This window comes from Streptomyces sp. RFCAC02 (assembly GCF_004193175.1).
Taxonomy (GTDB): Bacteria; Actinomycetota; Actinomycetes; order Streptomycetales; family Streptomycetaceae; genus Streptomyces.
The window spans coordinates 1,469,602-1,494,775 of the sequence record NZ_SAUH01000001.1 but is presented as its reverse complement, the minus strand read 5'-3'; the positions used below and the strand labels follow the sequence as shown (position 1 = coordinate 1,494,775).

General features: G+C 73.9%; 24 protein-coding genes. 8 read left to right on the top strand and 16 right to left on the bottom strand.

What is annotated here, in order from left to right; all coding sequences use genetic code 11:
* The first annotated feature begins 157 nt into the window (after positions 1–157).
* Both EMA09_RS06805 and EMA09_RS06800 read left to right on the top strand, forming a co-directional pair.
* The gene (locus EMA09_RS06805; RefSeq protein WP_129839849.1) at positions 158–1,921 is read left to right on the top strand and encodes a PHP domain-containing protein; all 1,764 of its coding nucleotides are present in this window, start codon (positions 158–160) and stop codon (positions 1,919–1,921) included.
* A complete protein-coding gene (locus EMA09_RS06800) occupies positions 1,918–2,442 on the top strand; it encodes a hypothetical protein (protein WP_240796272.1) in 525 nt (174 codons plus the stop codon). The genes EMA09_RS06805 and EMA09_RS06800 overlap by 4 nt, the downstream gene beginning before the upstream one ends.
* A gap of 70 nt (positions 2,443–2,512) precedes the next feature.
* Here the strand turns inward: EMA09_RS06800 and EMA09_RS06795 are convergent, their stop codons facing one another.
* Positions 2,513–3,463 carry a DUF5829 family protein gene (locus tag EMA09_RS06795; RefSeq protein WP_240796271.1) on the bottom strand — a complete coding sequence of 317 codons (951 nt, stop codon included), beginning with the start codon at positions 3,461–3,463 and terminating at the stop codon, positions 2,513–2,515.
* Between the two features lie 139 nt (positions 3,464–3,602).
* Between EMA09_RS06795 and EMA09_RS06790 the strand changes: the two genes are divergently transcribed.
* Positions 3,603–4,241, top strand: coding sequence for a LysE family translocator (locus tag EMA09_RS06790; RefSeq protein ID WP_129839847.1), 639 nt, complete (start codon positions 3,603–3,605; stop codon positions 4,239–4,241).
* 16 nt (positions 4,242–4,257) lie between these two features.
* Here EMA09_RS06790 and EMA09_RS06785 read toward each other — a convergent pair whose 3' ends face one another.
* The 8 genes from EMA09_RS06785 to EMA09_RS06750 form a co-directional block, all read right to left on the bottom strand.
* A complete protein-coding gene (locus EMA09_RS06785) occupies positions 4,258–5,310 on the bottom strand; it encodes an aldose epimerase family protein (protein ID WP_129839845.1) in 1,053 nt (350 codons plus the stop codon).
* 178 nt (positions 5,311–5,488) lie between these two features.
* Positions 5,489–6,718, bottom strand: a complete 1,230-nt coding sequence (gene mmsB / locus EMA09_RS06780) for a multiple monosaccharide ABC transporter permease (protein ID WP_240796270.1) — start codon at positions 6,716–6,718, stop codon at positions 5,489–5,491.
* Position 6,719: 1 nt separating this feature from the next.
* Complete coding sequence (locus EMA09_RS06775; RefSeq protein ID WP_129839843.1) at positions 6,720–8,300, bottom strand: ATP-binding cassette domain-containing protein; 1,581 nt, start codon at positions 8,298–8,300, stop codon at positions 6,720–6,722.
* A 54-nt stretch (positions 8,301–8,354) separates the two neighbouring features.
* Complete coding sequence (gene chvE, locus EMA09_RS06770; protein WP_129839841.1) at positions 8,355–9,473, bottom strand: multiple monosaccharide ABC transporter substrate-binding protein; 1,119 nt, start codon at positions 9,471–9,473, stop codon at positions 8,355–8,357.
* Between the two features lie 91 nt (positions 9,474–9,564).
* Entirely contained in the window at positions 9,565–10,401 is an 837-nt protein-coding gene (locus EMA09_RS06765; RefSeq protein ID WP_240796269.1) for a U32 family peptidase, read from the bottom strand.
* Positions 10,402–10,613: 212 nt separating this feature from the next.
* Positions 10,614–11,642 carry an alcohol dehydrogenase catalytic domain-containing protein gene (locus tag EMA09_RS06760; protein ID WP_129839839.1) on the bottom strand — a complete coding sequence of 343 codons (1,029 nt, stop codon included), beginning with the start codon at positions 11,640–11,642 and terminating at the stop codon, positions 10,614–10,616.
* A complete protein-coding gene (locus EMA09_RS06755; protein ID WP_129839837.1) occupies positions 11,639–12,814 on the bottom strand; it encodes a mandelate racemase/muconate lactonizing enzyme family protein in 1,176 nt (391 codons plus the stop codon). Before EMA09_RS06755 ends, EMA09_RS06760 begins: the two co-directional genes overlap by 4 nt.
* A 136-nt stretch (positions 12,815–12,950) precedes the next feature.
* A complete protein-coding gene (locus EMA09_RS06750; protein WP_129839835.1) occupies positions 12,951–13,853 on the bottom strand; it encodes a GDSL-type esterase/lipase family protein in 903 nt (300 codons plus the stop codon).
* 326 nt (positions 13,854–14,179) lie between these two features.
* Between EMA09_RS06750 and EMA09_RS06745 the strand changes: the two genes are divergently transcribed.
* Both EMA09_RS06745 and EMA09_RS06740 read left to right on the top strand, forming a co-directional pair.
* Positions 14,180–14,674: a DUF3145 domain-containing protein gene (locus EMA09_RS06745; protein ID WP_129839833.1), complete on the top strand. Its 495-nt coding sequence runs from the start codon at positions 14,180–14,182 to the stop codon at positions 14,672–14,674.
* Between the two features lie 21 nt (positions 14,675–14,695).
* The gene (locus tag EMA09_RS06740) at positions 14,696–15,613 is read left to right on the top strand and encodes an NAD(P)-dependent oxidoreductase (protein ID WP_129839831.1); all 918 of its coding nucleotides are present in this window, start codon (positions 14,696–14,698) and stop codon (positions 15,611–15,613) included.
* Between the two features lie 13 nt (positions 15,614–15,626).
* Here the strand turns inward: EMA09_RS06740 and EMA09_RS28220 are convergent, their stop codons facing one another.
* Both EMA09_RS28220 and EMA09_RS06735 read right to left on the bottom strand, forming a co-directional pair.
* Positions 15,627–15,794, bottom strand: coding sequence for a hypothetical protein (locus EMA09_RS28220; RefSeq protein ID WP_168220654.1), 168 nt, complete (start codon positions 15,792–15,794; stop codon positions 15,627–15,629).
* Between the two features lie 13 nt (positions 15,795–15,807).
* Positions 15,808–17,019, bottom strand: coding sequence for an MFS transporter (locus EMA09_RS06735; protein WP_129839829.1), 1,212 nt, complete (start codon positions 17,017–17,019; stop codon positions 15,808–15,810).
* A gap of 55 nt (positions 17,020–17,074) precedes the next feature.
* Here EMA09_RS06735 and EMA09_RS06730 point away from each other — a divergent pair, with 55 nt between their 5' ends.
* Both EMA09_RS06730 and EMA09_RS06725 read left to right on the top strand, forming a co-directional pair.
* Positions 17,075–17,827 carry a helix-turn-helix transcriptional regulator gene (locus EMA09_RS06730; protein ID WP_129843878.1) on the top strand — a complete coding sequence of 251 codons (753 nt, stop codon included), beginning with the start codon at positions 17,075–17,077 and terminating at the stop codon, positions 17,825–17,827.
* 40 nt (positions 17,828–17,867) lie between these two features.
* The gene (locus EMA09_RS06725) at positions 17,868–18,446 is read left to right on the top strand and encodes a YdeI/OmpD-associated family protein (protein WP_129839827.1); all 579 of its coding nucleotides are present in this window, start codon (positions 17,868–17,870) and stop codon (positions 18,444–18,446) included.
* Here the strand turns inward: EMA09_RS06725 and EMA09_RS06720 are convergent.
* On the bottom strand, positions 18,437–19,081 hold the full coding sequence (locus EMA09_RS06720) for a TetR/AcrR family transcriptional regulator (RefSeq protein ID WP_129839825.1): 645 nt from the start codon (positions 19,079–19,081) through the stop codon (positions 18,437–18,439). The two genes, EMA09_RS06725 and EMA09_RS06720, sit on opposite strands and share 10 nt — an antisense overlap.
* A gap of 77 nt (positions 19,082–19,158) precedes the next feature.
* Here EMA09_RS06720 and EMA09_RS06715 point away from each other — a divergent pair, with 77 nt between their 5' ends.
* Positions 19,159–20,091, top strand: a complete 933-nt coding sequence (locus EMA09_RS06715; RefSeq protein WP_129839823.1) for a beta-ketoacyl-ACP synthase III — start codon at positions 19,159–19,161, stop codon at positions 20,089–20,091.
* Positions 20,092–20,131: 40 nt separating this feature from the next.
* Here EMA09_RS06715 and EMA09_RS06710 read toward each other — a convergent pair whose 3' ends face one another.
* The 4 genes from EMA09_RS06710 to EMA09_RS06695 form a co-directional block, all read right to left on the bottom strand.
* A complete protein-coding gene (locus EMA09_RS06710) occupies positions 20,132–21,523 on the bottom strand; it encodes an MFS transporter (protein ID WP_129839821.1) in 1,392 nt (463 codons plus the stop codon).
* 94 nt (positions 21,524–21,617) lie between these two features.
* On the bottom strand, positions 21,618–22,523 hold the full coding sequence (locus tag EMA09_RS06705) for an NAD(P)-dependent oxidoreductase (protein ID WP_129839819.1): 906 nt from the start codon (positions 22,521–22,523) through the stop codon (positions 21,618–21,620).
* Positions 22,524–22,591: 68 nt separating this feature from the next.
* Entirely contained in the window at positions 22,592–24,028 is a 1,437-nt protein-coding gene (locus tag EMA09_RS06700; RefSeq protein WP_129839817.1) for an MFS transporter, read from the bottom strand.
* 64 nt (positions 24,029–24,092) lie between these two features.
* Complete coding sequence (locus EMA09_RS06695) at positions 24,093–25,103, bottom strand: alcohol dehydrogenase catalytic domain-containing protein (protein ID WP_129839815.1); 1,011 nt, start codon at positions 25,101–25,103, stop codon at positions 24,093–24,095.
* Positions 25,104–25,174 lie beyond the last annotated feature (71 nt).

Here is a 25,174-nt window from a genome sequence, read left to right as displayed (position 1 = left end):
CGGTGGACCCCGCGCAGCGATCAGTTCCGGCCACCGGCGACGGCATCCGGTCAGGCAATGGGATGTTCCGCGTCCCTCGGCGCACACCCGGAGTTCACATGGGGCGCCCAGAGTGCCTGCGGCAGAGATACAGGCATCCACGACCTGGGAGCGCGCCATGGGGCACGGACACCACCATCACCACGGCCACAGTCACGGTCACAGTCACGGTCACGACCATGACCACGAGCACGGCCACACGCACGGCCACGGCGAGGACGCCGGTCCGCTGCCCGCCGCGTTCGACACGGCGGTCCCGGACAGCGAGCTGACCCCCGACCAGCTCTCCCGCCGCTCCATGCTGCGCCGCGCGGGCCTGCTCGGCGCGGGCGTCGCCGGGGCGAGCGTCCTCGTGGGCACGGGATCGGCGGCCGCCGCCCAGCGCGGCGGCAACGGCAACGGCAACGGCCGGAGCAACGGGAACGGCAGCAACCGTCTCCTCTGGCTCGCCGGCGACCACCACATCCACACCCAGTACAGCCCCGACGGCCAGTACCGCGTCGTCGACCAGGTCGGCAACGCCGCCCGCTTCGGCCTCGACTGGATGGTCATCACCGACCACGGCAGCGTCACCCACTCCCGCATCGGCGTCGAGCGCGTCAACCCCGACATCAAGCGCGCCCGCGAGCAGTACGAGGACACCCTCGTCTTCCAGGGCCTGGAGTGGAACATCCCGGCCGCCGAGCACGGCACCGTCTTCGTCCACCCCGGCGACAACGAGGTGTCCGTCCTCAAGCAGTTCGAGACGGACTACGACGGCAGCGTCAAGAACGCCACCGGCAGCACCTCGGCCAACGAGGCCCTCGCCATCTCCGGGCTCGACTTCCTCGCCGAGCAGGTCCAGCGCCGCAAGGTCAAGGACGCCCTGATGCTCGCCAACCACCCCTCCCGCAAGGGCGTGGACTCCCCGCACGAGATCCGCGGCTGGCGCGACGCCCAGCCCGACATCGCGGTCGGCTTCGAGGGCGCCCCCGGCCACCAGGCCGGCGGCATCCCCGCCCCGCACGGCCCCGGCGAGGCCCGCGGCTCCTACGGCGGCAGCCCGGGCGCCGACTCCTTCGCCGGCTACCCCGCCGAGAGCTACCGCACCTGGGGCGGCTTCGACTGGATGACCGCCACCGTCGGCGGCCTGTGGGACAGCCTGCTGTCCGAGGGCAAGCCCTGGTGGATCACCGCCAACTCCGACTCCCACGTCGTCTACGCCGACACCTCCACCCGCCCCGACGGCTCCGACTACGACGAGAACGGGCAGCACGGCGACCCCGTCTACCGCGGCAGCGGCCTGAACCTCACCGCCAGCGACTTCTGGCCCGGCCAGTACAGCCGCACCCACGTCGGCGCGTACGGCTTCTCGTACGCGGCCGTCATGCAGGGCATCCGCGAGGGCCGCGTCTGGGTCGACCACGGCGGCCTGATCTCCGGTCTCAAGGCCGAGCTGCGCGGCGGCAACAAGTCCGCCACCCTCGGCGGCACCCTGAACGTCCGCCGCGGCACCCAGGTCGAGCTGCGCATCGAGATCGCCCTCGCCGGCGGCCCGAACGCCGCGCTCTTCGTCCCCGAGCTGGCCCGCGTGGACGTGATCCGCGGCCTCGTCACGGGCCGCCCGAGCGACCTCGACACGTTCCGGGCGCCCGACACGAAGGTCGTGAAGTCCTTCGACGTGGACGAGACGGAGGGCACCGTCACCTTCACCTACCGGCTCGGCCGCGTCGAGCGCGCCGGGTACGTCCGCCTGCGCGGCACCGACGGGAACCGCTCGCAGACCGGCCTGTACGGCGCCTCCGTCGACCCGGCGGGCCCGGCCCTCGACGTCCTCGGCGACGCGGACCCGTGGCTGGACCTGTGGTTCTACTCCAACCCGATCTGGGTGCTCCCCGAGTGACCGCCATCGGCCTCATCGGGGGCATCACCACGCTCCAGCGGGCCGACCACCTGCTGCGCCGGCTGGCGGACCGGCTCCCGCTGCCGGCCGGCGCGTACGCCACCACGCACGTCGTGCGCGATCCGGACCCCGGCGTCGCCCTGGCCCTGGTGTGCCCGGGACCCGTCCCGGGGCCGCTGGCCGGGGCGGCGGCCGAGGAGGGGCTGCGGGTGGTCACCGAGGCACCGTGGCTCACCGCCGCGGAGCGCCGCACGGCGGGCCGCGCGGTGGTCTTCCCCGGCTGGGACGGCCTCACCGGCAGCCTCACCCTGGCCGAGCTGTACGACCGCACCGCCGTCGCGCGGACCGACGTCCTGGGCGGCGGCGTCCCCGACGCGTCGGCCGTCCTGGAGACCCGGGACCACGTCAGGCCGCAGTGGGACGCCGGGGACCTGCTGCTGCGCCTGGCGCCGTCACGCGGCGGCCGGTTCGTACCGTTCGAGATCCCCGACCCGCACCCCTGCTGCGGCGGCCGGCACTGACACGGCGCACGCCCCGGCCGGAGACTTCCGGCCGGGGCGTGCGCGCGGGTGCGACGCGGGGGTCAGACGGTCACCGGTGGCCTTCGAAGGTCCACACGGCGCTGGCACCGGGGCCGATCGACAGGGTCGAGTCGCCGATCTGCTCCTCGGTCATGTAGCGCTGGTACTCGTTGAGCGACAGCTCGATCGACCGCAGGCCGACGTCCTCCAGCGCGACCGGGTCGAGCCGTATCTCGGTGAGACCGTCGTTCACGACGACGCTGCCGTTGCTCAGGGTCTCGACGTCGAAGCCGCCGGCCTCCAGGAGCGGGACGGTGTTGTCGAGGTCGCGCTCGGGGACCGCGATGCGGATCGCCGTGACGTCCTTCATCAGGTGGTCCTGGTACGTGTCGGGCAGGTACCGGGCACGGCTGGTGTCACCCGGGTAGCTCGCGGGACCGGTGTTGCTGCGCGGGTCGGCGAAGTACTCCGGCTGGTACTCCATCGCCCAGGGGTCGAACGCGTCGTACAGCACGCCCGTGGTGCGGATCGTGTCGAACCACGGCACGCGGACGCCGTCACCGAAGTCGCGGGTCTGCAGGTACTCGGCGGGCTCGGTGATGCCGAGGTCCGCGAGGTTCTCGGTCACCGTCGCCAGGCCGCCGGCGGTCTCGGTGGACAGGGCGAGGCCGGAGGCGCCGTACAGGGCGTCGTCACCGGGCAGGTCGCCCTCGCCGAAGAACTCGAGGTACGTCTCGCTGCCGTACAGATAGCGGCCGGTCCAGGTCAGGTCGCCCGCGACCGTCTCACGTACCTCGAAGGAGGCGAAGTCCCGCAGGAACTCCGAGTTCTCGATGGCGTCGGCCGTCTCCCGGCTGACCACCGCGTAGGCGTGGTTGTAGTGGAGCAGCTGCTCCTCGGCCGCCTGCCGGCTGTCGTCGGCCTGCGCCGCGCCCGTCCCGACCCCGACCGCCCCGGTCAACGCGGCGGCAAGTGTCAATCCCAGTCCGGCGGTTGCACGCATCATCCTGCTGATCTGCATGGCTGAGATGCTAGGGGGACGGCGGCCGGGGGAGAACGTTGCGCGTGTTACCAAAAAGAGGCAACGGGAAGCACCGCTTCCGGTGTTTCGGACGGCCGGCGGTCGTACCCGGGCGGCCGGGCGGGTAGCGTGCCGCCGTATGGGAACGGGTAGCGCTCTGTGGTCCTTCGTGCTCGTCGTCGGGCTGCTCACCGTCACCCCCGGTATCGACACCGCGCTCATCCTCCGCACCGCCGCCCTCGGTCACCGCCGGCGTGCCTGGGGCGTGGTCCTCGGGATCCAGGCCGGGACCCTGCTGTGGGGAACCCTCACCTCGCTCGGGCTGACGGCCCTGCTGACCGCCTCCCGGATGGCGTACGAGCTGCTGCGCTGGGCCGGCGTCGCCTACCTCCTGTGGCTCGGTGGACGGATGGTGTGGGAGACGCTGCGCCGCCGGGACGGCCGGCCCGGGGAGACGCGGGACGGCCGTCCCGCCCGCGACGGCCTGTTCGCCGGATGGCGGCAGGGGCTGGTCACGAACCTCCTCAACCCGAAGGTCGGCGTCTTCTACGTCGCCGTCCTGCCGCAGTTCGTCCCGGCCGGCGCCCCGCACTTCGCCACGGGGGTCCTGCTCGCCGGCGTGCACGTCCTGCTGGGGCTCGTCTGGTCGACCGCGCTGATCGGCCTGGCACGGACGCTGCGGGACCGGCTGCGGCGGCCCGCCGCCCGGCGTGTGCTGGATCGCGTCACCGGCACGGTCATCGTCGGCCTCGGCCTGCGCCTCGCCACGTCCGACTGACGCGCCCGGACGGGCCTCAGCGCACGGCGAACGCGTAGACCGTGCTGGACCGGTACGTCTCGCCCGGGCGCAGCACGGTGCTGGGGAACGACGGCCGGTTCGGGGAGTCCGGGCAGTGCTGGGTCTCCAGGCACAGCGCGTCCGTCTGCCGGTACGCGCGGCCCGAGCCGCCGGTGAGCGTGCCGTCGAGGAAGTTGCCGCTGTAGAGCTGGAGCGCGGGCTCGGTCGTCGCGACGGTCATGAGCCGGCCCGAGCCCGGGTCGTACAGTGTCGCGGCGTGCTCCGGCTCCTCGGTGACGCCCTTGTCGAGCAGCATGTTGTGGTCGTAGCCCTGGGCGCGCAGGAGCTGCGGGTGGCCGTCGCGCAGGTCGCGGCCGACGGGCTTGGCGCGGCGGAAGTCGAACGGCGTCCCGGCCACCGGGGCGATCTCGCCGGTCGGGATCAGGTGCTCGTCCACCGGTGTGTAGTGGGCGGCGGCGAGTCCGAGCCGGTGGTCGCCGACGCCGCCGCTGCCCTCGCCGGCCAGGTTGAAGTAGATGTGGCTCGTGAGGTTGACCACGGTGGGGGCGTCGGTGACGGCCCGGTAGTCGATGCGGAGGCTCCCGTCCTCGCCGAGCGTGTAGTCCACCTCGACGTCCAGCCGCCCGGGGTAGCCCTGGTCGCCGTGCGGGCTGGTGAGGGCGAGGGTGAGGCCGTGGCCGCCGTTCGGGCGCACGTCCCAGACGCGTTTGTCGAAGCCGTCCTCGCCGCCGTGGAGGCTGTTGGGGCCGTCGTTGACCGGCAGGTGGTACGTCGTGCCGTCGAGCGTGAAGCGGCCTTCGGCGATGCGGTTGCCGTAGCGGCCGATGAGCGCGCCGAAGTACGGCGAGGCGGTGGTGTAGGACACCAGGTCGGGGAAGCCGAGCGAGAGGTTGGCCACGTGCCCCGTGCGGTCGGGGCGCTCCAGGGTCTGCACGATGCCGCCGTAGTCGAGCACCCGCAGGAGGGTGCCGCCGCGCTCCAGCGTCCAGCGGTGCACGTCGGTGCCGTCGGCCAGCCGGCCGAAGACTTCGCGTCGGGTCGTGGACATGGGGCGCTGCTCCTTCGGGGACGGTTGACGGGTCGGCGGACCGGCGGGGAGCGGCGGTCCGGGGGAGTGGGGGCACGGGGCACCGGCGCGGGGAACGTGGCGTCACGCCCGGTACTCCGACCGTAGCGCCCCCCGTTCCCCGCCCCGGAACCGGCCCCTGCGCCGGGCCGCCCGGCCGTCACCGCACGGCGGACCTGCGCTTGTTCCACACGTCGAACGCGACCGCGAGCAGCAGCACCAGGCCCTTGATGACCTGCTGCCAGTCCTCGCCGATGGTGAGGAGCTGCATGCCGTTGTCGAGGACGCCGAGGACCAGGCCGCCGATGACGGCGCCGAGGACCGTGCCGACGCCGCCGCTCATCGACGCGCCGCCGATGAACGCCGCCGCGATGGCCTCCAGCTCGAACAGGTTGCCCGCGCCGGTGGTGGCGGTGCCGGTGCGGGCCGTGAAGACGCAGCCGGCCAGCGCCGCGAGGACGCCCATCGTCACGAACACGGTCATCGTGACGCGGCGGTCGCGCACGCCGGAGAGCTGGGCCGCGGCCCGGTTCCCGCCCAGGGCGTAGACGTGCCGGCCGATCACCGAGTCCCGCATGACCCAGCTCAGCAGCACCAGCAGCCCGCCGAGGATCAGCAGGACGACGGGCGCGCCGCGGTAGCTCGCCAGGGTCATCGTGAACGCCATGACGGCCGCCACGATGGCGGCGCATTTCAGCCAGAACAGCGGCGTGGCCGGAACGTCCAGGTCGTACGCGCGCTGCTGCTTCCTGCGGCGCCACTCCTGCGCCACGACCGCCGCGCAGACGGCCACCCCGAGGAGGACGGTGAGGTTGTGGTAGTTGGTGTCCGGTCCCGCCTCGGGGAGGAATCCCTGGTTGATGTCCTGGAAGCCCTGCGGCAGCCCGGACCAGGTGCGGCCCTCCAGCAGGATGCGGGTCGCGCCCCGGAACAGCAGCATTCCGGCCAGGGTGACGATGAACGACGGCAGGCCCACGTACGCGATCCAGAAGCCCTGCCACGCGCCGATCGCCGCGCCGGTGAGAAGGGCGGCGACGAGCGCGAGCTGCCACGGCATGCCGTGCTCCAGGATCAGGACGGCCGCCACCGCCCCGCTGAAGCCGGCCACGGACCCCACGGACAGGTCGATGTGCCCGTTGATGATGACGATCATCATCCCGATCGCGAGGATCAGGATGTAGCCGTTCTGGTTGATGAGGTTGCTGACGTTGCGGGGCAGGAGGATGTCGCCGCCCGTCCAGATCTGGAACACGATCAGCAAGGCCGCGAGCGCGATGAGCATGCCCCACTGGCGCATGTTCGCGCGCAGGGCGCCGAGCGCCTGGGCGGCGGGGCCGCCCCGTGCCGCGCCCTCCCGGTTCCGGCCGGGGCCGGTGGTGGTGCCCGTCATGTCACGCCTCCCTCTCCCCGGCGCCCCCGCCGGTGCTCGTCATCAGGCGCATCAGGGACTCCTGGCCGGCCTCCGCGCGGTCCAGGACGCCGGTGAGGCGGCCGCCGGCCAGGACGGCGATCCGGTCGCACAGGCCGAGGAGTTCGGCCAGCTCGGAGGAGATCACGACGACCGCCCTGCCCTCGGCGGCGAGCCGTCCGATGACCGTGTAGATCTCCGACCTGGCGCCCACGTCGATGCCGCGCGTCGGCTCGTCGAGGATCAGCACGTCCGGCTCGGTGTGGATCCAGCCGGACAGCACGACCTTCTGCTGGTTGCCGCCCGAGAGCCGGCCGACCGGCTCGAAGACGCTGGGCGTCCTGATCCGCATCGTGTCGCGGAACCGCTCCGCGAGCCGCGTCTCGGCGTGCTGGTCCACCAGGCCGCGCCGCGTGATGCGGGCGAGACCGGCCAGCGAGATGTTGCGGCCCACCGTGTCGGCCAGGTTCAGGCCGAACGTCTTGCGGTCCTCGGTGACGTACGCGAGCCCGTGCCCGATCGCCTCGGGAACGGTCCTGGTGGACACCTCGCGCCCGTGCAGCGCGACCGTGCCCCGCTCGTACCGGCCGAAGGAGCGCCCGAACAGGCTCATCGCCAGCTCCGTCCGCCCCGCGCCCATGAGCCCGGCCAGGCCGAGGATCTCGCCGTACCGCACGTCGAACGACACCGAGTCCACGACCCGCCGCCGCTCGTCCAGCGGGTGGCGGACCGTCCAGTCCCGCACCCGCAGCGCGACCTGCCCGGCCCGCTCGCCCGTGTAGGGGACGCGCTCGGGGTAGTACCGGTCGAGTTCGCGGCCCACCATGTCGCGGATGATCCGGTCCTCGGTCAGCACGGCCGGGGCGCCGGGGGAGGGCCGCACGGGGAGTGTCCCCGTGCTGCGGCCGTCGCGCAGCACCGTCACCGAGTCGGCGACGCTCAGCACCTCGCCCAGCTTGTGGCTGATGAGGACGCACGCGATGCCCTGGTCGCGCAGCTCCCGGACGAGGCCGAGGAGCTTCGCGCTGTCCTCGTCGTTGAGCGCCGCCGTCGGCTCGTCGAGGATCAGCAGCCTGACGCGCTTGGCCAGGGCCTTCGCGATCTCCACGAGCTGCTGGCGGCCCACGCCGAGCCCCGCGACCCGGGTCGCCGGGCGTTCCGCGAGGCCGACGCGCCGCATCAGTCGTTCCGTCTCGCGGAGGGTCTCGGACCAGCGGATGATCCCGGCGCGGCCGGCCCGTTCGTTGCCGAGGAACACGTTCTCGGCGATCGAGAGCTGGGGGACGAGGGCCAGCTCCTGGTGGATGATGACGATGCCGCGCCGCTCGCTCGCGCGGATGTCGCGGAACGCGCACGGCTCGCCGTCGAGGAGGATCTCCCCCTCGTAACTGCCGTGCGGGTGCACGCCGCTGAGGATCTTCATCAGGGTGGACTTGCCGGCGCCGTTCTCCCCGCAGACCGCGTGGATCTCGCCGTGCCGCACCGTCATGCTCACCCCGTCCAGGGCGCGCACCCCGGGAAACGTCTTGGTGATGCCGCGCATCTCCAGCACATGCCGCTCCATCGCGGGCTCCTCTCCGTAGGAAAAGGCGGCTGTCCGATGGGGAACGCGGCGGTGTCAGTCGAGGCCGAGGTCCGCCTCGGTGTAGTAGCCGTCCTCGATGACGAGCTGCCAGTTGTCCGCGTCGATGCTGACGGGTTCGAGGAGGTAGGCGGGGACGACCTTGTTGCCGTTGTCGTACGTCTCCGTGTCGTTGGCCTCGCACTCCTCGCCGCTGAGCAGCGCGTCGCCCATCGCGACGGCCCGGCGGGCGAGTTCGCGGGTGTCCTTGTAGACGGTCTGGGTCTGCTCGCCCGCGATAATGGACTGGAGGGACGCCACCTCCGCGTCCTGCCCGGTGATGACGGGCAGCGGCTGGTCGGCGGTCCCGTAGCCGACCGCCTCGACGGCTGCGAGGACGCCCAGGGAGATGCCGTCGTAGGGGGAGAGGATGGCGTCGAGGCGCTCGGTGCGGTAGTCCGCGGTGAGGATGTCGTCCATGCGGTCCTGCGCCTCTGCGCCGCTCCACCGCTCGGTGGTGAGCTGGTTCAGCTCGGTCTGCCCGGACCGCACGACGAGCTGCCCGCTGTCCAGGTAGGGCTCGAGGACGCTCATCGCGCCGTTGAAGAAGTAGCGGGTGTTGTTGTCGTCCGACGAGCCGGCGAACAGCTCGATGCTGAACGGCCCCTCGTCGCCGCCCTCGGTCAGCCCGAGCGCGTCCACGATGTACTGGCCCTGGAGGCGGCCGACCTTCTCGTTGTCGAACGTGGCGTAGCAGTCCACGTGGTCGGAGTTCAGCAGGAGCCGGTCGTAGCTGACGACGGGGATGCCGGCGTCGGCCGCCTGCTGGAGGACGTTGCCGAGGGACGCCCCGTTGATCGCGGCGATCACCAGGAGGTCCACACCCTGGCCGATCATGTTCTCGATCTGACTGATCTGGGTCTCGATCTGGTCCTCGCCGTACTGGAGGTCGGTGTCGTACCCGGCCTCCTCGAACTGGGCGACCATGTTCTCGCCATCGGCGATCCAGCGTTCGGAGGAGCGGGTCGGCATCGCGATGCCGACGGTCCCGCCCTCCTCGCCGGCTTCTCTGCGGTCCTCGGAACCGCCCTCGCTGTCCTGGCCGCAGGCGGCGAGGACGAGGGCGAGGGCGGCTGCGAGCGAGGCGGCGCGCGCTGCGGAGCGGACACGGGGCATGCGGACCACGTCCTTCGGTCGGTGGGTCGTGCCGGTGCGTTCCTCTTTCCGTGCGGTGCGGTCGCGCTGTTCCTCGGCGGTGCGGGGGGTGTCAGGCCGTGCGGTCGGCCTCGGGGACGGGGAAGCGGGTCAGCGGCCGGGGGAGGCGTGAGCCGGGCTCGGCCATGCCGGTGTCGGCGCCCAGCCGGGCCAGCAGGTCGAGGGCCAGCCGGCCGCGCCGCACCCGCTCCCTGGCGGTGGCGAGCGTGACGTCCCGCAGGTGCCCGCCGTACGGGTAGATGCCGGGCGCCTTGCTGAGGCCGAACTTGAGGTAGATCGGGCCACCCCTGCGGATCAGCTCGGCGATGTCGTACATCCGGACGTAGCCGCCGAGGTCGTCGGGCGCCTCCAGGTAGAAGTCGAGCGGCACGCCCGTGACCCGGCGTATCTCCGTGAGGTGTTCGAGCGTCAGGTCCGACGGGACGTTCACCGAGTCGGCGCCGAGCCGCTCGTGGACCGCGACGGCCGCCGGGTTCACGGGGCCGATCAGCGCGGACACCTTGAACGTCGTGTCCGCGGGCAGCGTGCCGTCCGCGCGCAGCCGGTGCAGCAGCCACAGCACGCCCTCGTCGGCGACCAGCAGGCAGCGCACCCCGAGCGCGGTCGCGCGCAGCGCGTCCTCCACGCAGCCGGCCACCGCGCTCTGGCCGCGCGCCCGCAGCCCCGCGCCGCCGGAGAGGGTGCGGGTCGAGCCGCCGATGTCCCAGGTGCCGCGCGGCCCGGTGAACAGGCACAGCTCGACGCCGGCGGCCTCGCACGCGGCCACCATCTCGGTGATCTCGGCGTCGGTCAGCATCCACACGCCGCTGCCCTGGCTGATGCGGTGCACGGGCACGTCGAGCCGCGCGGCCTCCTCCAGCACGGTGTGCACGGCCTCGGGGCCTTCCACGGACGGTATCTCGGTGCGCCACAGCCCTCCGTCGGGGAAGGAGTGCGGCGTCGCGTCGGCTGCGGCCGGCGCCGCGGCGGCGTAGCCGAGCGGCGCGAGGGCGGCCTCGCCGGGCCTGCGGGGGTGGGTGCGGCGGGTTCGGACACGATGCTCCCAGGGGGATCGGGGCGGTACGGGGTCGGGCGTGGGGGCGGGGTGTGCGGGGACGGGGGTCAGGGCCGCAGGAGAACCTTGCCCACCTCCGGGTCGCCGCTACCGACGAGGTCGATGGCCTCGGCGAAGGAGGGCAGGGGCAGTTGGTGGGTGACGAGGGGAGCGGGCCGCAGCAGCCCGAGGGCGAACGCGCGGGTGGCGTACGCCCAGGCCGCCGGTGTGGCGCCGAAGACGCTGGCGACGGTGAGCTGACTGACGGACAGGTGCACCGGGTCGATGCCGAGCGCGCCCGGCTCCGGCATGCCGGTGAGGACGACCCGGCCGCCGCGCCGCGCCAGGAGGCACGCGTCCCGCGCGGTGCCGCGCGCACCGGCCGTCTCCACGACGAGGTCGTAACCGCCGTGCAGCTCCGCCGCGGCGGCGGGCTCAGCCGTGCGGTCGGCGCCGAAGGACGCGGCCTGCTCCAGCGGGCGGGGGCGCGGGTCGACGGCCAGCAGCTCGGCCGGTGTCGAGGCGGCGAGGAGCTGGACGGCGAGCAGCCCGAGCGTCCCCGCGCCGACGACGGCCACCCGCTCGCCGGGCCTGGGGGCGGCGCGCAGGACGGCCGCCGCGACGACGGCGGCCGGCTCCAGCAGGGCCGCCGCGGTCAGGTCGGCGTCGTCGGGCAGCAGGTGCAGGAGGCGCGCGGGCAGCACGAGGTGGTCGGCGAACGCGCCGGGGCGCGTGAAGCCGGTCTCCTCGTAGCCGGCGGTGCACAGGCTCGTCTCGCCGGAGCGGCAGCGCTCGCACGTGCCGCAGGCGCGGAAGCCCTCGCCGACCGTGCGGCGGCCGATGAGCGCGGGGTCCACGCCGGAACCGACCGCCTCGACCGTTCCCGACCACTCGTGACCGGGAACGACCGGGTAGCGGACGTACCCTTCCGCGCGGGTGCCGTCCCTGACCTCCCGGTCGCTGGCGCAGATCCCGGCCGCGTGCACGGCGATCCGCACCTCGCCGGGCCCCGGCTCGGGACGGTCCACCGTCACGAGGCGCAGCGCGCCCGGCCGTTCGGCGAGGACGGCGCGCGAGAGGGACGCCCGGCCCGTCACCGGCGGTCCCGGCCCTTGCCGCCGTCGCGCTTGTGCCAGTCCTCGGCCCACAGGTCGAACCGCGCCTGCTGCTGCGGGAACTCGGCCGCTGCGTCCGTGTCGAGCTCGACCCCGAGGCCCGGCGCCTCGGACAGCTCGAAGTAGCCGTCGACGACCTCGGGCGCGCCCTTCACGACCTTCTTGATCTCCGCGTCGGCGAAGTCGTTGAAGTGCTCCAGGATCTTGAAGTTGGGGGTGCAGCCGGCGAGCTGGAGGTTCGCCGCCGTCAGCACGGAACCGCCGACGTTGTGCGGTGCGATCAGGACGTAGTGCGTCTCCGCCGTCGCGGCCAGCTTGCGCATCTCGCCGATGCCGCCGATGTGGCCGAGGTCGGGCTGGATGATGTCGACGGCCTGCGACTCGAACAGCTCGCGGAACTCGATGCGGTCGTGGATGCGCTCACCGGTCGCGACCGGCATCGACACCTTCTCGGCGACCTTGGCCAGCGCCTTCAGGTTCTCCGGCGGCACCGGCTCCTCCAGCCACGCCGGGGCGTACGGCTCCATCTCCCGCGCGAGCCGGACCGCCGTCGCCGGGCTGAAGCGGCCGTGCATCTCCAGCAGCAGTTCCGTCTCGGGGCCGATCGCGTCGCGCACCGCCTCGACCAGGGCGACGGACGTGCGGGTCTCGGCGTGGTCGAGCTCGAAGCTGCCGGTGCCGAACGGGTCGAACTTGAGGGCGCGGTAGCCGCGTTCCACGACCTTGCGGGCGGCGGCGTGGAAGGCGTCGGGGGTGCGTTCGCCGGTGTACCAGCCGTTGGCGTACGCCTTGACGCGGTGGCCGGGCGGGTTGGCCCGCCCGCCGAGGAGCTGCCACACCGGGACGCCGAGCGCCTTGCCCTTGATGTCCCAGCACGCCTGCTCGACGCACGCGATGCCGGACATGACGATCTCGCCGGCCCGCCCGTAGTCGCCGTACTTCATGCGGCGCACCAGGTCCTCGATCGCGAACGGGTCGGAGCCGGCGACATGGTTGGCCTCGGCCTCGCGCAGGTAGCCGATGAGCGCGTCCGTGTGACCCAGCATCCGGGTCTCGCCCACGCCCGTCAGTCCCTCGTCCGTATGGACCTGGACGTAGGTGAGGTTCCGCCACGGCGTTCCGACGACGTGCGTGCTGAGCCCGGTGATGCGCACGGCAAGCCAACCCTTCGAGCTGTTCGATATTTCGTTCAGTGTTCGAAATGCTGGCGTGAACGTTAGAAGGGCGGGCATACCCTGTCAATGTCTGTACCGAAGTTGACCGAAACGGCCCCCGGAGGGAGCGCCGCCGTCAGCCGGCGGTGATCTGTTCGTAGGCCAGGGCCGCCAGTTCGGCCTGGCCGGTGCGGCTCGGGTGGAACCAGTCCCACTCGCTCAGGTGGTCCGGCGTGAACGCGAAGCCGAAGACGGCGCCCCCGTCGTACCGGCACAGGTCGTCGGCCGAGCAGACGTCCTCGATGACCGCGTTGTACTCCTCCACGCGCTCCCGCACGGCCGCCCGCCGCTCGGTCGCCGCCGCGTCGTCCGTGCCCGCGCCGCCGAGCATGGACGGGCAGATGTCGGCCAGCCGCCACACGGCGCGCGCGACCGTGGAGTCCGTGCCCTCCGTGTAGAGGCGCAGCAGGTCCGGGACGCTCGACATGTACACCTGGGTGCGGGGCGACGCCTCCCGGACGATGTCCATCGTCTCCTCCAGCGCCGCGCGGAAGTCCGCGGGCTCCGTCATGCCGTCCAGGCCGTCGGCGCACGCGTCGTTCGCGCCGATCAGGACGGTGACCAGCTCCGGGTCGTGCGCCATGGCGGCGCTCGCCTGCGCGGGGAGGTCGGCGACGGTCGCCCCGGTCTCGGCGAGGTTCCACGTGTGGTCGGCGACCGCCTGCTCGTCGCCGCCGAGGAGTTGCAGGGCGACGCTCGACACGCTCGCGTCCGTGCCGGTGGCCCAGGACGCCTCCGGGCAGTCGCTCAGGACGGAGCAGGCGTCGAACGCCCGGGTGATCGAGTCGCCGATGGCCGCGACCGAGTCGGGATCGGTGTCCCAGGCCGGGGCCTGCCGCGCCGCCCGGTCCGGCGGGGCGGACTCCGCCCCGCCGCCCCCGCCGCCGCCGTCCGTACCGCCGCACGACGCCAGGGCGAGCACGGCGGCCACGACGGCGACGGCCTGCGGCGGGGCGGACGGGCGGCGGCGGGAGCGCATGCGATACCTCGGACGGGGTGGCGGCTCGGACGGGGATGGCTCGGACGGAGGAGGGAACCGGCGAACCGGTGACGGCGGAACGGCGGACGGGTCGCCGGACGGTAGCTTGGGACCTGGCGGTGAACGGTGCGCGGCGTGTGTCGGTGACCAGCGTAGAAGATGACTCGACGTCACGAGCTGTCCACTTCGTCAGGGTTCGTTAGGATTCGGCCGGAAAAAGTAGCGATGATGTGTGCCCTTCGTGTGTGGTCTCCGTCTCCCGGCGCGGCACGTCCGCGCCGCGGCGGTGGCCGCACGGCGGCGCGGCCAGGCGAGTGGAGGTCCCGGTGACGACACGTGGCGTTCTGTTTGTGCACTCCGCCCCCCGCGCGCTGTGTCCGCACATCGAGTGGGCCGTCGCCGGCGTCCTCGGCACCCGCGTGAGCCTCGACTGGACGAAACAGCCCGCGTCCCCCGGCACCTGGCGCGCCGAACTGTCCTGGCAGGGCGAGAGTGCCATCGCCTCCAACCTCGCCTCCGCGCTGCGCGGCTGGCACCTGCTGCGGTTCGAGGTCACCGCCGAGCCGTGCGCCACGGCCGAGGGCGCCCGCTACTGCTGCACGCCCGACCTCGGCATCTACCACGCCGTCACCGGCATCCACGGCGACATCATGATCCCCGAGGACCGGCTGCGGGCCGCGGCCGTGCGCGCGGCCCGGGGCGAGAGCGACCTCCAGGCCGAGGTGGCGCACCTGCTCGGCAAGCCGTGGGACGACGAACTGGAACCGTTCCGGCACGCCGGCGAGGGCGCGCCGGTCCGCTGGCTGCACCAGGTGGTCTGACGGCGGGCCTACCGTGCTGTCATGACCGAGCAGCCGCCCGCCTCCCCGCCGGGGGACCCCGCCGTCCGTGTCGCCGTCGCCGTTCTCGGCACCGGCATCATGGGCGCCGCGATGGCCCGCAGCCTCTGCCGCGCCGGCCACGACGTGCGCGTCTGGAACCGCACCCGCGCCAGGGCCGAGCCGCTCGCCGGGGCGGGCGCCCGTGTCGCGGACGATCCGGCCGACGCCGTCGCCGGCGCCGACGTCGTCCTGACCGTCCTGTACGACGGCGCGGCCACGCTCGACGCGATGCGGGCCGCCGCCGGCGGGCTCGCGGCGGGCACCGTGTGGATGCAGTCCACGACGGCGGGTCCCGAAGCCCTGGAACCGCTCGCCGCGTTCGCCCGGGAGCACGGCCTCGTGTTCGCGGACGTGCCGGTGCTCGGGACGCGGCAGCCCGCCGAGGACGGCACCCTCGTGGCGCTGGCCGCCGCGCCGCACGAAGCGCGGGACCGCCTCGCGCCCGTGCTGGACGCGGTGAGCGCCAGGACCGTGTGGGCGGGCGAACGGCCAGGGGACGCGTCCCGCCTGAAACTCGTCTGCAACAGCTGGGTGTTCGCCCTCACGCACGGCGCCGCCGAGGCCGTGTCCCTGGCCGAGGGCCTCGGCGTGGACCCGCGGCTGTTCCTCGACGCGGTCGGGGGCGGGCCGCTGGACGTGCCGTACCTGCGGGTCAAGTCGGCCGCGATGCTGTCGGGGGACCTGAGCCCCAGCTTCCGGGTGGAGACGGCGGTGAAGGACAGCCGGCTGATCGCGGAGGCCGCCCGCGCTGCCGGCCTGCGGCTCGACCTCGCCGAGGCGGGCACCGCGCGCTTCACCCGCGCCGCGTCCGCCGGGCACGGCGGCGAGGACATCGCGGCGTCCTACCACGCCAGTTTCAGCACGCCGCCCGACGCGTAGGGCCCGTCCCGCGTCAGCCGCGCGCGGTGCCGGGGACGAGGGCCGCGATCCCGCCGCCGTGCAGGATCACCGTCGTCCCGCAGGCGCACCGGCAGTAGTCCGTGCCGCCGTCCGACGTCGCGTGGTGGGACAGCAGGTGCCACGTCGGTTCGCGCAGGGCGGCGCGGCAGCCCCAGGGCACCAGGGGGCAGCAGTCAGTCGCGCACGGGCGAGGCGGTGGGGCGGTGGGCATCCTGGTCGTCCTCCGGGGGGCGCGCCGTCGTGAGGTGTCCTGGCGGGGCCGGTTCGCGCAGGGTGCGGAACAGCAGCCAGCTCAGGACCGGCATGAGGACGAGCGGGGTCAGCGCCGTCCGCAGCGACGTGGCGTCCGCGAGGCCGCCGACCAGCGGGCCCGCCAGGCCCCCGATGCTCACGGTCAGCCCGAGCGTGACGCCGGACGCCGTGCCGACGCGGGACGGCAGGTAGTCCTGCCCGAGGGTGACCTGGAGCGAGAACGGGACGTACAGGCCTGCGGAGGCCAGCGCCACGAACAGGTAGAGCACCGGCCCCGGCACGAGGAGGAGCCCGGCGACGGCGGCCACGGACGCGAGGTAGGCCCAGCGGCAGACCGCCACCCGGTTCCAGCGGCCGGCCAGGGAGCCGCCCAGCAGGGAGCCGGCCGCGCCGCCGAGGTAGAGGACGACGAGCGCCGCCGTGCCGGCCGCGGTGCCGCCGCCCACGCGTTCCTGGGCGTAGAGGGCGATGAACGTGCCGAGTCCCGTGTAGACGATCGAGCGGCAGACCACGGCGAGCGACAGGCGGAGGAACGCGGGCCGGTCGTCGTCGGCGGCGGTGACCGGCGCGGCGGCCCGCGCGCCGTCCCGTCCGAGCGACCGCAGCACCGGCACGCCGAGGGCGGCGCCGGCGAGGGCGGGCAGCGCGAGCAGCGGGGTGAGGGCCAGCCCGCCGGTGGCGACGACGGCGGCGACCAGGAGCGGTGCGAGGGCGAAGCCGATGGTGCCGCCGAGGGAGAACCGGCTCATGCCGGTGTGCCCGGGGCCGGCGGCGAGCCGCGCGACGCGGGCGGACTCCGGGTGGTAGGCGGCGACCCCGAGGCCCGAGAGGGCCACGCACGCGAGCGTCACGGCGTAGGAGTCGTGGACGCCGCACAGGGCGATGCCGGCCCCGGCGACGAGCGTGCTCACGGGCAGCAGCCAGGGCATCGCCCGGCGGTCGGTCAGCAGCCCGAACAGCGGCTGCACCAGTGACGAGAGCAGCGACGCGGCGAGGACGACGCCCGACACGGCGGCGTAGCCGTAGCCGCGTTCGTCGGCGAGGAAGGGGACGAGGGACGCCACCGCGCCCTGGTAGACGTCGACGCAGGCGTGTCCCAGGGACAGCAGCAGGATGGGTCGGTTTCTCGGCACGGTCCCCATGCTCGGCGGCCCACCCCCTGACGTACTTCCGATAATCTGCCGGATGATGACCGGAATCCGCCACGAGCCGCTCGCGCCCACCCGGACCCAGCGCCTGCCGCACGGCGCCGAGATCGGCACCCACGTCCACGACGAGCACCAGATCATCTACGCGGGCCGGGGCGTGCTGACGGTGACGACCGGCTCGGGGAGCTGGGTGGCCCCCTCCACCCGCGCGCTGTGGGTGCCGGCCGGCACCCCGCACTCCCACCAGGCCCACGGCGACCTGACCCTCCACCTCGTGGGCCTGCCGCCCGAGGACAACCCGCTCGGCCTCGGCGCACCGGCGGTGCTGGCCGTCCAGCCACTCCTGCGCGAGCTGATCCTCGCCCACACGCACACGCCCTACGACGGCAGCCCCGAACGCGCGCGGCTGCGCGCCGTCCTGCTCGACCGGCTCCGGACCGCACCCCTCTCGGCCCTGCACCTGCCCGCCCCCACGACCCCGCACATACGCGCCGTCTGCGCGCTGCTGCGCGCCGATCCGGCGGACAACCGCACGCTCGCCGTGCTCGGCAGGGAGGTCGGCGCGAGCGCCCGCACCCTCTCCCGGCTCTTCAGGGCCGACCTCGGGATGACGTTCCCGCAATGGCGCACCCAGCTCCGGCTGCACCACGCCCTCGTGCTGCTGGCCGAGGGACTGCCGGTGACGGCCGTCGCGCACCGGTGCGGCTGGTCGTCCGCCAGCGCGTTCATCGACGTCTTCCGCCGCGCGTTCGGCCACACGCCCGGCACGCACCGCGACCCGGCACCCCGCTGACCCTGTACGGCGGCGGCACGCGTGTGGTCGACTGGCGGGCATGCCCGATGACCTTCCGACACTCTCGTTCGACACCGCCGCGGACTTCGAGACGTGGCTCGCGGAACACCACGCGTCCTCGCCCGGGATCTGGCTGAAGCTGCGCAAGAAGACGCCGGGCGGCGCGGCGGGGTTCGACTACGCCCAGGCCCTCGACGTCGCCCTGTGCCACGGCTGGATCGACGGCCGGAAGGCGGCGTACGACGACCGGCACTGGCTCCAGCGGTTCACCCCGCGCCGCCCGGACAGCGCCTGGTCCAAGGTCAACCGGACGAAGGCCGAGGCGCTGATCGCCGACGGCCGCATGCGCCCGGCCGGGGCCGCCGAGATCGAGCGGGCCAGGGCGGACGGCCGCTGGGCCGCGGCGTACGACGGGATGGCCGGCTCGACGGTGCCGGACGACCTGGCCGCCGCGCTCGCGGCCAACCCGGCCGCCGCGGAGTTCTTCGCGAAGCTCGACGGCCGCAACCGCTACTCCGTCCTGTACCGCGTGCAGACGGCGAAGAAGGCGGAGACCAGGCAGCGGCGCATCGAGCAGTACGTGGCGATGCTCGCCGAGGGGCGGAGCATTCACCCCTGAGCCGGCGCGGCGCCGGCCAGGGGCGTGCCGGCGGGGGCGAAGCCGAGGAGCCGGTCGGTCGCGCGGTGGGCGCGGGCCGCGGCGGCGCGGTCGCCGTTCAACTGGATCGTGTGGTTCAGACTCATCATCACCCCGTACAGCTCGAAGACGAGCTGCGCCGGGTCGGTGCCGGCCGGCAGGTCGCCGGCGTGGACGGCACGGCGGATCTCCGCCGTCAGCCGCAGCGCCCACACGTGGAACTGCCGCTTGATCAGCGCGTGCACCGGCCCGGTGCGCCCGTCGTACTCGAACGTCACGCTGACGAACAGGCAGCCGCCGGGGAACACGTCCCGCTCCAGGTAGGAGATCCACGCCGCGCACACCGCGCGCAGCCGCGGCAGGCCCGGCGCCGCGGCCACGGCCGGGCGCCACACCTCGCGGTCGAACACCTCCGCCGCCCGCCGCATCGCGGCGACCTGCAGCGCCTCCTTCGTGCCGAAGTGCCCGAGCACACCGGACTTGCTCATGCCGAGATCGGTGGCCAGCCGGCCGATGGTGAGACCTTCCAGGCCCTCCAGGGACGCGAGGTCGACGCTGCGCTCGATGATCCGGTCACGGGTGCGGTTGGCCTCGGCGGCCGAGTGGCGCGGACTCATGCCGCTCATGATACGGACGACTGCCCACGGAGCGGAACGGTATGGCGTCCGACCGTTCGGTCGCTATATTGGCCCGCATGACGCGCATCATCGCCATGGGCCACTACCAGCCCGAGCACGTCCTGACCAACGACGACCTCGCCGGCATGGTCGAGACCAACGACGCCTGGATCCGCCAGCGCACGGGCATCGCCACCCGCCGCATAGCCCGCGAGGAGACGGTCACGGACCTCGCGGCCGAGGCCGCGGGCAAGGCCCTGGCCGCCTCCGGGCTCGACCCGGCCGACATCGGGCAGGTGACCGTCGCCACCTGCAGCGCCATGGAACGGGTGCCGTCCATCGCCGCCCAGGTCGCCGGCCGCCTCGGCATCCCGTCCGCCGTCTGCTTCGACCTCAACAACGGCTGCGCCGGCTTCACGACCGCGCTCGCCACCGTCGACCACTCCGTGCGCGCCGGGGCCGCCCGCAACGCCCTGGTCATCGGCGCCGAGAAGATGTCGGACGTCGTGGACTGGACCGACCGCTCCACCTGCATCCTGCTCGGCGACGGCGCGGGCGCCGCCGTCGTCGGCCCCGGCGACGAGGACGGCATCGGGCCGGTCGTCTGGGGCTCCGACCCCACGCGCGGCGACACCGTCCTGCTGAACGACGACTGGCACCCCACGTTCTCGCAGCAGGGCCAGGCCGTCTTCCGCTGGGCCACCACCGCGCTCGCCCCGCTGGCCCGCGAGGCGTGCGAACGGGCGGGCGTCGCGGTCGCCGACCTGGAGGGGATCGTCACCCACCAGGCGAACCTGCGCATCGTCGAATCCCTCGTCCGCCGGCTCGACGCGCCGCGGGCCGTCGTCGCGACGGACGTCGTGGACTCCGGCAACACCTCGGCCGCATCCGTGCCGCTGGCCCTGGCCAAGCTGGTGGAGCGGCGCGAGATCCGCTCCGGCGCGCCCGTGCTGCTGTTCGCGTTCGGCGGCGGCCTGTCCTGGGCCGGCCAGGTCGTGCGCTGCCCCTAGGGGCCGCCCGGCGGGTCTTGGCGCGGCCACCGCCCGCCGCTCAGCCCCGCGCGGCCGGACCGGTGGCCGTCGGCGTGCCCGGGCCGCGCACCGCGTCCCGGCCGCCGGGGACGGCCGGGACGCCGGGGACCGCCGCCGGGTGCCGGATGAGCCGCACGCACACCCACGACAGCACGGCGATCCCCGCCATGAAGCCCGCCACCAGCCACGGGCGGCCGCCGCCCAGCGTCAGCAGCGACCCGGCGATCAGCGGCGTCAGGCCGCCCAGGATCGCCGAGACCTGGTACGCCACCGACAGGCCCGTGTACCGCACACCGGTGCCGAACATCCGCGTGAACAGCGTCGGCTGCACCGCGAACATGACGGTCGGCCCCAGGTTGTAGCCGAGGATCAGGGCCAGGCAGATCACCAGCGTGTTCCGCGTGTCGAGCAGCAGGAAGAAGGGGAACGCGAACACGGCGGCGAACGCGGCCCCCCACAGGTACAGGCGCCGCTGCCCCAGCCGGTCCGACAGCCGGCCCGCCAGGGGACAGACCAGCAGGCCGACGGCCGACGCCACGAGCATGCCGTTCAGGGGCACCGCGTCGTCGAGGGCGAGCTGCGTCCCCACGTACGAGACGGCGAACGCGTTGACCACATTGGACGACACCGTCTCGGCGAGCCGGGCGCCGAGGGCGAGCAGCAGATTCCGGCGGTGCGACGACAGCAGCTCGGCCAGCGGCGGCCGCGCCGCCGTCGCCGCCGGGGCGGTGGCCCGCTCCCGCCGGAAGTCCCCCGACTCCTCGGTCCGCAGCCGCACGAACATGCCGACGCCCAGCATCAGCGCGCTGACCAGGAACGGGACGCGCCACCCCCAGGCCGTGAACTGCTCGTCGTCCAGGAGCCACCGGCACAGGCTGAACACGCCCGTCCCCAGCATGATCCCGGCGGACGCCGCCGTCTGCGGCAGGCTCCCGAAGAACCCGCGGCGCGCCGCAGGGGCGCTCTCGATCGTCAGCAGCGCCGCGCCGCCGTACTCGCCGCCGAGCCCGAAGCCCTGCACGAGGCGCAGCAGCGTCAGCAGGACCGGCGCCCACACGCCCGCCTGCCCGTACGTCGGCAGCAGCCCGATGAGGAACGTGGCGCCGCCGACCATCACCAGGGTCCACACCAGGGCCGCCTTGCGGCCGCGGCGGTCCCCGAGGTGCCCGAAGACGATGCCGCCGAGCGGCCGGGCGAAGAACCCGACGCTGAACGTCGCGAACGACGCGATGGTGCCGACGGCCGGGTCGGCGCCGGGGAAGAACAGGTCACCGAACACCAGCGCGGACGCCGTCCCGTAGATGAAGAAGTCGTACCACTCCAGCAGCGCCCCGGCGAAACTGCCGAGGACGACCGTCCGCATCCCGCCGCCGTGCGCGCGGTCCGGGCGGGCGCCGTTGCCTCGACCCATGGAGTACCCCTCGTCCGTGAGGTTGTGCGGTGTCGCGAAGGAGGAAGGCGCGGGGGCGGTGCCGTCACAACCGCCGCCCCCGCGCGCCCGGGTGTCAGTCCGCGACGGGGCCGCGCGCGGTGCGGCGCGGGTCGCAGACCTCGACGACGGCGGCGGCGTCCTGCCGGCCGTGCCCGGCGGCGCTCGCCGCCACCAGCGAGGACAGGCCGGCGGCGGCGACCGGCGTCGGCACCGACCAGCGGGCGGCGGCCTCGACCGCGAGCCGCACATCCTTGGCGGCCAGGTCCACGGAGAACCGGGACGCCAGGTCGTCCGCCATGATCCAGGGCAGGCGGGTCTCGCTCTGGAACGACCCGGCGCCCGTCTCCCGCAGCGCGGCGGCGAACGCGTCCGGCGCGATGCCGGCGCGGCGCGCCAGCACGTACCCCTCGGCGAGGACGGCGAGGTTGGTCATGCCGATGAGGTTCGAGACCAGCTTGAAGGTGGTCGCGCCCTCGACGCCGCCCAGGTCGTGCGTGCTGGAGGCGAGCCGCTCGAGCAGCGGGCGCACCCGCTCCACGGCCGCCGCGTCACCGCCGACGAAGGCCGGGACGTCGCCCTGCTCCGCGTGCGCGGGGGTGCGGCCGAGGGTGCAGGCGACGAACGCCGCGCCGTGGGCGGTCACGCGGTCCGCGATGGCGCGCGAGGTGACCGGGTCGATCGTGGACAGGTCGACGGCCACGGCGCCGGCGGCGAGGTGCGGCAGGTTCTCGTCCCAGAAGCCGGACACCAGCTCGGGCGTCGGCAGGGACGTGAAGACGACGTCCGCGCCCCGTACGGCGTCCGCCGCATCGCCCGCGGCCTCGGCGCCCGCGGCGACGCAGGCCGCCACGGCCGCTTCCGACAGGTCGAAGACACGGACCCGGAAGCCGCCGGACGCGAGACGGCGGCAGACCGCGCCGCCCATGGCGCCCGCGCCGACGAAGCCGACGACCGGACCGTCTTGAGAGGACTGGGACATGGGAGTACTCCTGGGGGCAGAGGTGGGTAAAGGGTAAAAGGGTTCGCTCGCGCGACGAAACGGGCGGGTCATGCCCTGCCGGCGGACACCACCGTGATGCGCTTCAGGACCTCGGCGTCCTCGTCGTCGACCGGCTTGCCGATCGGCTCCCAGCGGATGAGGAGGCAGGTCAGCAGCCCGAGTGCCGGGACGATCGAGAGCCAGAAGAACGCGTCCGTGCCCAGGTTGTCCCACAGCATCGGCCACAGGACCAGGCCGGCGATCGAGCCCGTCCGCATGATCGCGCGGGCGAAGCCGACACCGGCGGGCCGGATGCTCGGCGGGTAGGACAGCGTGGCGATCGTCATGCCGAGGCCGCCGGGGCCCGCCGCGTGCCCGAAGATGATCAGGCCGAGCAGGAGCAGCGCCAGCCACGGGGCGTTCGAGCCGAGGCCGCCCAGGGCCAGCAGGCAGACGGCGACGACGGCGAAACCGGCCATCGACAGGGTCCGCGCGCCGCGGCGCTGCACCCACAGGGAGCCGAGCAGGCCGCCGGTGATGCCGAACGCCGCGTTGACCAGCGCCGAGCCGCCGAGGCTCCCGCTGAGCCCGCCGGACAGGACGCCGCCGAGCGTGACCGGCAGGTAGATGCCGACCGCGTTGTACTGCCACGCCTGCATCGTCGCGACGACACAGCCGAGGATGGTGCGGCGCCGGTACGCCGGGCCGAACATGACGCGGTACGCGCCGCGCACCTTCGGGCTCTCCGAGCCGGGCGCCGAGCCCACCGCGTCGTCCGCGACGACGGCCGACACGCCGTACCGCTCCCGCAGGATGCGCACGGTCTCGTCCCACCGCTGCCGCCGGGCGGCCCACAGCGCGGACTCGCCGATGAACACGTACCGCAGCACCATCACCAGCAGGGACAGGGCGGCGCCGACGAGGATGCCGTACCGCCACAGGTCGGACTCGACGGAGGTGGCCTGGTGCAGCGGCAGCAGGACGAGGTAGACGACGGTGGTGGAGATGTACCAGCCCATCTGCCACAGGTTCACCGAGCGTCCCGACGACGAGCTCTTCGAGCCCGACAGCTCCACCACCGCCGAGGTGGCGAGCGGGAAGTCGATGCCGAGGCCGACGCCCATCACGACGCGGCAGGCGAGGACGAACCAGATGTTCGGCGCGAACGCCACGGCCGCCGCCGCGATCGCGCACAGGCCCATGCCCAGCAGGAACGAGCGGCGCTGCCCGAGCCGCTCGATGAGGGGCCTGGCCAGCAGCCCGCCGGCGAGGGCGGCGACGAGCACGGTGGCGTTGACGGCCGCGGCGGCGCCCGAGCTGATGCCGTACTCGTCGGCGATGTAGGAGTTCCCGAAGCCGATCATCGCGGCCTGGTAGGCGTCGATCAGGACTCCGCCGAGCGCGATGAGCGCGATGCCGGCGCCGCCGCGGCGGGCGGGGTGGGTGTTGACGAGGTCGACGACGTCCTGCGGGCGGCGGATGACCGCCGGTATAGAGCTGCTCATGTGCGTTCCACGGTGCGTGCGGGCGGGGGGTGGGACGTGCGGTGTCCTGCGTGGCGGCGGGCGGTCAGTCCGCGAGCCGCAGCAGGACCTTGATCGAGTCCGGCTCGGCGGCCCGCCGGTAGGCGGCGGGGGCGTCCGGCAGGGCGTACGTGTCGGTGATGAGGCCGGTCGTGTCGAACCGTCCGCCGGCCAGCCAGCCGATCGCGGTGTCGAAGTCGCCGGGGACGTACATCCCCGAGCCCAGCAGGTCGCGCTCGAAGCGCTGCATCGACGGCAGCGGGATCTCGCGCGGCCCGTCGGGGACACCCATCACGACGACGGGGCCGCCCGGCAGGACGCGGGTGGTCGCCTCCCGGAGCGTCACCGGCGCCGCGACGACGTCGATGACACCGGTGAACGACGCGCCCTCGGGCAGCTCGCCCGGCGCCACGGCCGCGTCCGCGCCGAACCGCAGCGCGAGCGCGCGCTTCGCCGGATCCGGCTCCTGCACGGTCAGCCGCCCGACGCCGCTGACGCGCAGCGCCTGGACGATCGTGAGGCCGATGGTCCCCGCGCCGATCACGAGCAGGTCCTCGCGGTCCGCCGGGTCGGGGATACGGCTCAGGCAGTGCACCGCGCAGGCGACCGGCTCGGCGAACGCCAGCTCGTCCAGGGGCAGGGACGCCGGCGCGACATGGACGTTCGCGGCGGGCACGACGTGCGTGGTGCGGCCGAAACCGGGCGCGCGGAAGCCCGCGACCTGCGGCGGTTCGCACAGGTTCGGCCGACCCGCGCGGCAGGCGCGGCACGTGCCGCAGGCCATGATCGGGTCGATGACGGCGCGGTCGCCGACGGCCACGCCCGTGACGTCGGGCGCGGTCCCGGTGACGACCGCCGACAGCTCGTGACCCGGCACGAGCGGCGGCTTGGCGAACGGGTGCCCGCCGTGCAGCACGTGCAGGTCGCTGCCGCAGATGCCGAGGTACTGGGGGGCGATCCGGACCTGGCCCGGGCCGAGCGGCGCGTCCGGCTCGTCGGCGGTCTCGGTCGCGACCTCGCCGGGGGCGGTGAAGACGATGCGGGAAACGGTGGTCATGGTGCGCGTCTCTCCGGGTGAGGGGGGTGGATGGCCGGGGCCGGGACGGGTCGGGGCGTCCCGGCCCCGGA

Coding starts and splice junctions, on each gene's coding strand:
- EMA09_RS06805 (WP_129839849.1), top strand. CDS start 158: ATGGGGCACGGACACCACCATCACCACGGCCACAGTCACGGTCACAGT.
- EMA09_RS06795 (WP_240796271.1), bottom strand. CDS start 3,463: ATGCAGATCAGCAGGATGATGCGTGCAACCGCCGGACTGGGATTGACA.
- EMA09_RS06790 (WP_129839847.1), top strand. CDS start 3,603: ATGGGAACGGGTAGCGCTCTGTGGTCCTTCGTGCTCGTCGTCGGGCTG.
- EMA09_RS06785 (WP_129839845.1), bottom strand. CDS start 5,310: ATGTCCACGACCCGACGCGAAGTCTTCGGCCGGCTGGCCGACGGCACC.
- mmsB (WP_240796270.1), bottom strand. CDS start 6,718: ATGACGGGCACCACCACCGGCCCCGGCCGGAACCGGGAGGGCGCGGCA.
- EMA09_RS06775 (WP_129839843.1), bottom strand. CDS start 8,300: ATGGAGCGGCATGTGCTGGAGATGCGCGGCATCACCAAGACGTTTCCC.
- chvE (WP_129839841.1), bottom strand. CDS start 9,473: ATGCCCCGTGTCCGCTCCGCAGCGCGCGCCGCCTCGCTCGCAGCCGCC.
- EMA09_RS06750 (WP_129839835.1), bottom strand. CDS start 13,853: ATGCGCTCCCGCCGCCGCCCGTCCGCCCCGCCGCAGGCCGTCGCCGTC.
- EMA09_RS06740 (WP_129839831.1), top strand. CDS start 14,696: ATGACCGAGCAGCCGCCCGCCTCCCCGCCGGGGGACCCCGCCGTCCGT.
- EMA09_RS06730 (WP_129843878.1), top strand. CDS start 17,075: ATGACCGGAATCCGCCACGAGCCGCTCGCGCCCACCCGGACCCAGCGC.
- EMA09_RS06725 (WP_129839827.1), top strand. CDS start 17,868: ATGCCCGATGACCTTCCGACACTCTCGTTCGACACCGCCGCGGACTTC.
- EMA09_RS06720 (WP_129839825.1), bottom strand. CDS start 19,081: ATGAGTCCGCGCCACTCGGCCGCCGAGGCCAACCGCACCCGTGACCGG.
- EMA09_RS06715 (WP_129839823.1), top strand. CDS start 19,159: ATGACGCGCATCATCGCCATGGGCCACTACCAGCCCGAGCACGTCCTG.
- EMA09_RS06710 (WP_129839821.1), bottom strand. CDS start 21,523: ATGGGTCGAGGCAACGGCGCCCGCCCGGACCGCGCGCACGGCGGCGGG.
- EMA09_RS06705 (WP_129839819.1), bottom strand. CDS start 22,523: ATGTCCCAGTCCTCTCAAGACGGTCCGGTCGTCGGCTTCGTCGGCGCG.
- EMA09_RS06700 (WP_129839817.1), bottom strand. CDS start 24,028: ATGAGCAGCTCTATACCGGCGGTCATCCGCCGCCCGCAGGACGTCGTC.
- EMA09_RS06695 (WP_129839815.1), bottom strand. CDS start 25,103: ATGACCACCGTTTCCCGCATCGTCTTCACCGCCCCCGGCGAGGTCGCG.